The following is a 6,289-nucleotide window of genomic DNA, read 5'->3' as shown; positions in this document are numbered from 1 at the left end:
CGAGTTAGGGAGTATATCAGCTACTACAACTCAGAAAGATACCAGTGGACATTAAAAAAGATGACCCCCGATGAATTTAGAGGTCACCTGCTTGCTGGTTGAGCTTAGGGCTCTTTGTTTTAATCGTCTACAATCTGGGTCACAGTTCAATGGTCGAGGGGAGGAGTCTGTTTACTACCTATAAGACTTCATAATATATTCCGCCAAATTCATTTTGTCCTTCATAATCTAGTTTAATTTTGTTCAAAATTTCTTCTTCATTTTCAGACATATAGGTTGTATACCTTTTTAAAGAATTAATGAATGCCTCCTTGTCATTACCTAAAGTTTCATAATAGGTATAATCAAGTACTTTTAGTATATCTAAAGGTATGTCATCCAAACTTTTCTTACCTGTTTCTTCTAAAAAGAAGTGTTCTTTGCTTTTTATGACCTTTACAATTTTTATTGAAAGCTTATACTCATATAGCTCAACTATTTCACCATTTATGAAATAGTATGGTGTAATCAATAATTCATCTAGTAAATCTATTTTCATTATTATTTTCGGTAATGATTGTATACATTCCAAACTATAATAATCATCACCATAAAAACTTATCTTACCACATTCGATTTTATTCAACTCATTCTTGCAACTATCTATAAATTCCATCTACATACCACCTTAAGGTTTATATGGATTTTTTATTGAAGAGTCTGGCTTCCATGGTTTTGTTCTGTCACTAATTTGAATTATTTTCTTTGTTCCTTTATCAACAATTACATGAGAACCGTCTTTATTATAATAAACTGTTGTCTTATTTCCAGAATGTTTATTAAATCCTTCTCTTGTTGTATAAGGTTTTTTAGTAGTATTTTGAATTAATTTTTCATCCCAACCACGTTTTGAGTATTGTTTTGTCCATTGTTCAAGAGATTGCTTACTACTAAATTCCAGCCCTTTACCCGTACCCTTACTGGCTTTGACGGTGGCCTTTAGTAATTGTTTATTTACCTGTTTCTTTAGTACATATTTTATCCCTTGCCGTACTAGAATAAATGCAACAATGACCAAAATCGGATGTTCCCCACTGGGATCAATAATGTTAACTGGATTATTGAGTGCATAGGCATAGTCATTTTGACTAAGTGGCTCTTCCGACAACCCACTTTGAGGATCCTCCGACAAGAAGTTCCCGTGTACTGGATTATAATATCTGGCCATCAAATAATACAACTTAGTGTGGCCATCGTAACGGTAACCTTTATAGCGGTATGGATTTGAATCTGCCATGACCCCGCTTTGAGCCAGGATGTTGCCCCATGCATCGTAGCTGTAAGAAGCGACAGCCGCCCCGCTGCTGTTCGTCAGGCCAACTACGTCTCCTTGCCCGTTCAAATGATAAAAGTACGTTTGGCCATTCTTTATCATGGACACCGGGTTGCCGTCATCATCCCACGTATACTCCACGATGATCTGGTTGCTTCCATTGGTCTCATAAATGACCTGGTCGCCCTCGTAGAAATAGTTTACTATTCCATCGGCAGTTTCTGTCTGGACTCGTCTTCCGCGCTCGTCATACGCCGCTTTGAAGATTGATTGTCCGCTGGCACTCCTGATTTCTGACAATTGATCGAGTTCATTGTATACATATGTGCGTGAACCGTCGTTACGCAGGTTCCCATTCGCATCATACGTATAAGCGACGCCGTTTACCACCTCGATCTGGTTGGCACCGTTATAGGAGTAACTGGTCGTTGCTATCGTACTTGAGGTAACCGTTTTACTAAGCCGATTGCCTGCCCCATCGTAGCTGTAGCTGATCGATCCGCCGCCAGGAAGAGTCTCCTTTTCCAATTGATCCAATTGATCGTAGTCAAACGTAAAGGTTCCGGAGCTCGATAAAACACTTTTGATATTACCATTTTGCTCATATTCATACGTAAAGCTGTTTAATAAGCTGCCGCCTGGCAAATAGTTCGCATATTTTTTCAACCGGTTTCCTGCGTCGTAATCCACGTCGGTATAGGTGCCGTTTTGACGTGTGGCAATATCAAGGTCATCCATCTTTGCATCGTACTGATAATTGATGAGTTCAACGCCATTCCGCTTGATGTGCTTCAACTGGTTAGTGGTCGTATAGTCATAATCCCAATAGACGCTGCTAGTGCCGACTGTGTGTTTCAGCTGCTTCAGCAGATCATTAGGGTAGTACTGATAATCCTTCAAGTTACCACGATCGGTCTCCTGTTTCAGATGACCGTTTTTATAGTACTCAAAGTGCCGAAGCGGCAAACCTTTCTGCAAAACATCCTTCAGGTTTCCATTTTCGTCGTATTGATACGTCCATTGCAGCGTCGAGTTAACCGACATAGTGGTCAATTGTTCCAGATCATTATAGTCAAACGATAACGTATCGCCGTTTGCCGTCTTCGTAACCCGCAAATTGCCGTTCGCGTCGTACTGGTTTTCGGTAATTTTGTTCAGCGGGCTGATTTCCTTCGTGACCTGGTTCATCCCGTTGTATTCATAACTCGTTATAAAGTTTCTGGCATTGGTTACCGTTTTGATATTTCCGGATTTATCATAATTGTATCGGGTCACAAAGTTTTTAGGGTCTGTGACTGTTCGCAATTGATTTAAAAGATCGTAATTAAAGCCGGTTGTGAAACCCCTGCCGTTCGTTTCACTCGTCACATTCCCCATACTGTCGGTGATGGTCGAAACCGTATTACCGGACGTATCACGGACGGTCCGTATATCGTTACCCGAGGCATCGTACTCATACGATTCAATAGTTCCGTTCGGATGCGTTACTGTTTTTAGATTACCGTACGCATCGTAAGCGTACTGTATGATTTGCCCTTTTGGGTCTGTCATTACCTCGAGATCTCCGACCGAGTTATAGCTGTAGGAAGTCACGTTGTTCTTGGCGTCGGTCTCAGTCAGCATATTGCTAAAGCTATCGTACGTGTGGGAAGAAAGATTTCCCTCCTCATCTTTAAAGGTCAGCAAGTTCCCTTTCGCATCGAACGTACGGTATGCAATACCACCCGCAGGATCTGTAACCTCCAGTGGATTATAGTTTGCATCAAGGTTATATACCGTAGCTGACTCTGTACCATCTGATAAAATTCGCACCATCCGAGTGATGACGTAATTCTCATTCATCTCATAGGAGGATTTGTTCAGCTCAGCATCGATAACCGTCGTTTTTCTAGCCGACAAGTTATTCGAATACGTGATACCTGGCCGGGTGGCAAGGTCATTACCTGTCGGCGAGTTTTGCGGTTCCTGTACTTTTTCCAGTACATCCTGATTATAGGTATAGTCTGTCCTTCGTCCATTCGGATCAATAACTACATTGATTCGATTGTCGGTATTATAAAGAAACTGAGATCTGCTATAGGAGCCGTCTTCTTTATACTGGTCAACCGTGACCAGTTTGCCGGCAGCGTCGTAGCCATAATCCATCTTCCTGCCTTCAAGTAAAGCGTAATCTACACGGCCGCTGGCTTCATAGGCGAATGTAATGCTACGGCCCGACGGGTCTGATATGCTATTTAACCTTCCATTGGTATCGTACAAATAGCTGACTTTGTTTCCATGCCGATCAGCCTCATAACCGATTTTGGCCCGGATCACGTTGGCTATTTCATCATGAGATGTAACATCAAAATGGGTAACGATTCCGTGTTTATCCGTAATTCTGTACCCTGTTGTTACTCCGGAGGTATTCCTAACCTTCGTAAGTGTCAGGTATTTCCCTGCCGGTGATTGATACGCACCCGTGGAGGCAGTGTAAACAAACGAGTGTGAGGTTCCGTCGGAGTCAGTAAACAAGACCTCCCCGGTGTGCCGGTTTTCAATGATAGACTCGGAACCTGTATAAGACCATCCGTATCCGAGTGGAGTTTGTTCCACCGACTTTGAGTTATAAGTCCGTGTAAAATCAATACCGAAATTGCCCCGACCTTCCAGGCTGTAATCGGTAAATTGAAGGATATTATTTCCTGTGCCAAGATTCGTAAAGCCTGCTCCGCCAACTAACGGATGTGAATCGAAAGTCCAATAGGACTCCAATCCGAGGCGACTGGCCGGATAATAAGTGACGCTCAGCAAAGGAGAATTCGAGGGATTTGCCGTATCGTCTCCTGAGATAAACTTTTTATAGGAATTGGTCGTTTCAGCCGTACTCTTTAGGAGCAAGCCTTTATTTCGAGTCCCGTCGTTAATCCATTTGTCTATAATATATGGAGCAATCGGCCACCTGTAATTGATATCGAGCGACGTCAAGGAACTGATTCCTGCTACCGTCGAAATCTGAGACGACAAAAAGTCGCCGCCTTTGTTGATCCAGAGGTTCGAGGCATCTGCGTAATTCCACGAAGCAGAATATTCCGTCCATGCTGTCGTCACTTCGTGAAGAGTCACATCAATGCTTGTGGTATTCGATACGGACGATAGCCACATATTCAGGTTGGCGTTCAGCACTTTGGCGCCGACCGGAATAGAAGATGTATCGAATCTAAGCAGCGACCGAATGACATTCGTTTGAGTGGAGTCTTTATAGAGCCCAACGCCGAGTGTTGTTTCAGTGGGTCCCGTCGTATTCGGAGAAACACTGCGAATATTGGTATCGGCCAACGCATAGGTAGGTTGATACTTCACGATGGTGGGATCGATCGTTACCGGATATACCCGTTTGCTGTCTTCCAGCCACGCGCGGCTAGGGATAACATCAATATACAGAATTCCGTCTTTCTCATAAGTCTCGTAACGGATGTCGAAGGATACAGCTTCCTCAGCCGGCGAACTGGAATCGGAGATCTGCTCATATCCTGCCGGCTTATATGAATCGTACATCACCGGTCTTTGAAGATAGAACGCCGGTTCTTTCGACTCCGTGTCTAAAAGCAAGATGGATCCATCCGACGAGGATTCCGGTCTCAGGTTGACTAGTTTCAATTTGAATGAGTATATGGTTTTGGTTTGAGTATATGGTTTTGGTTTGAGTATCCGGTTTTTTGTGAAGAACGATATCTTCTTTGATTTTATCGTTGCCTAGCGTATATTGCAGATCCGCGCCCGGATACAAATTTTTATAAGTGATCGTATTATCCGCCATGTAACCCGGAAGCTGATTCCTTGTCGGTTGGACACTTCCTGCTGTCTCCGACACGGGGGTTAACGCGATGGACTGCTTGTTGTCTGTAATTTTAAGCAAATCGGCTGTTCTTTCGAATGTTTTATTGAACCTCACTTTAAATGAATGGTCATTATTGTAGAAGGAGGTGGGGTTCTGTTCTATTCTATTACTTATGGCTTTCCATCGTTTAGATGTTGCATCTTGATAGTGAATCGGAATCGAAGAAATTTCGGTTGTGTAGCTTCCATTGCTGTTCCGCTGCGTTTTGGATTTCTCAGTCCGCAGTTCGACTACTTCGCCCGCCTGTGGTGCAATTACTCGTTCGTCAATCTTCTCCTTGCTCGCCGTCTGGGCGTGCGTCTTAGCCAAATTACTGCCAGGCAAAGCCGGGATCGACAAGGACAATATAAGTACCCAACAAATCACTCTCTGATATAGTTTCCATCGTGTATAGTGCATGCTGGCCTCCTAAATATGGTTTTGCCAAAATATTACACGATAAGTTTGTATAGGTATAATTAATATTTACTAATAATGAAATATTAATGGACAAACAGGTCCCTTGCGACAGAAAGATTAGAGCCCGATACTCGAGCTCTTGGTGATTTAGCCCACCATTACGGCCGGTTTCCGGATCCAGCGGAAAAGTCGTCTCAGCCATTTGTGAAAAGGCGGCACTCCTCCTGGGTGGCGTCAGAAATCCTGAGAAAATGAAGGTGAAAAGGCTTGATTTATCAAGGGTCGCTGTCACAATTTCAGATAACGAATGTCTCTAAACGAACGTAACCTCTTTTATATCAAGATTGCCTAACTCCAGCACCAACATTTTTTTCTGAAGCGCATATGCCTTTAATGTTTTCGGACTGAAGCCTTGAATGCGTTTGTCAGCTTCATACAAACTCCACAACTCACTTAAGTTCATAATAAAACCTCCCTATAGAAGCTATTAAATCCAGTTTGCTTCTACGGAGAGGTTTTAATCTGCCTGCTGTTTTGAACTAGCGTACCCGTTAGCTTAAGCCCATAAGCGTTTAATCCATCCTCTTTATCCATTACCTAGTCCCGAAATGAAACATTTTTGGAATTGAAACAGTCTAATATTAAAAGCGAGGAGGTATGGTCACAGTGGGCAAATATGTGTACGTAATGCTATTTTG

General features: G+C 42.8%; 5 protein-coding genes. 1 reads left to right on the top strand and 4 read right to left on the bottom strand.

Annotation, left to right across the window (positions count from 1 at the left end):
- Positions 1 to 15 precede the first annotated feature (15 nt).
- On the top strand, positions 16 to 102 hold the full coding sequence (locus tag ACO9K6_RS20860) for an IS3 family transposase (protein WP_424767105.1): 87 nt from the start codon (positions 16 to 18) through the stop codon (positions 100 to 102).
- 76 nt (positions 103 to 178) lie between these two features.
- Here ACO9K6_RS20860 and ACO9K6_RS20855 read toward each other — a convergent pair whose 3' ends face one another.
- From ACO9K6_RS20855 to ACO9K6_RS20840, 4 genes are all read right to left on the bottom strand, one after another.
- On the bottom strand, positions 179 to 655 hold the full coding sequence (locus ACO9K6_RS20855) for a hypothetical protein (RefSeq protein ID WP_424769452.1): 477 nt from the start codon (positions 653 to 655) through the stop codon (positions 179 to 181).
- Between the two features lie 12 nt (positions 656 to 667).
- Positions 668 to 4,903, bottom strand: coding sequence for a DNRLRE domain-containing protein (locus ACO9K6_RS20850; RefSeq protein ID WP_424769451.1), 4,236 nt, complete (start codon positions 4,901 to 4,903; stop codon positions 668 to 670).
- On the bottom strand, positions 4,833 to 5,591 hold the full coding sequence (locus ACO9K6_RS20845; protein WP_424769450.1) for a hypothetical protein: 759 nt from the start codon (positions 5,589 to 5,591) through the stop codon (positions 4,833 to 4,835). The genes ACO9K6_RS20850 and ACO9K6_RS20845 overlap by 71 nt, the downstream gene beginning before the upstream one ends.
- Before the next feature lie 313 nt (positions 5,592 to 5,904).
- The gene (locus ACO9K6_RS20840) at positions 5,905 to 6,054 is read right to left on the bottom strand and encodes a hypothetical protein (protein WP_424769449.1); all 150 of its coding nucleotides are present in this window, start codon (positions 6,052 to 6,054) and stop codon (positions 5,905 to 5,907) included.
- Positions 6,055 to 6,289: the final 235 nt, after the last annotated feature.

It is taken from the genome of Paenibacillus praedii (assembly GCF_049725345.1).
Lineage (GTDB): Bacteria > Bacillota > Bacilli > Paenibacillales > Paenibacillaceae > Pristimantibacillus.
Note: the sequence above shows the minus strand (reverse complement) of the source record. Positions and strands in the feature narration are given on the sequence as shown.

Coding starts and splice junctions, on each gene's coding strand:
- ACO9K6_RS20855 (WP_424769452.1), bottom strand. CDS start 655: ATGGAATTTATAGATAGTTGCAAGAATGAGTTGAATAAAATCGAATGT.
- ACO9K6_RS20845 (WP_424769450.1), bottom strand. CDS start 5,591: ATGCACTATACACGATGGAAACTATATCAGAGAGTGATTTGTTGGGTA.
- ACO9K6_RS20840 (WP_424769449.1), bottom strand. CDS start 6,054: ATGAACTTAAGTGAGTTGTGGAGTTTGTATGAAGCTGACAAACGCATT.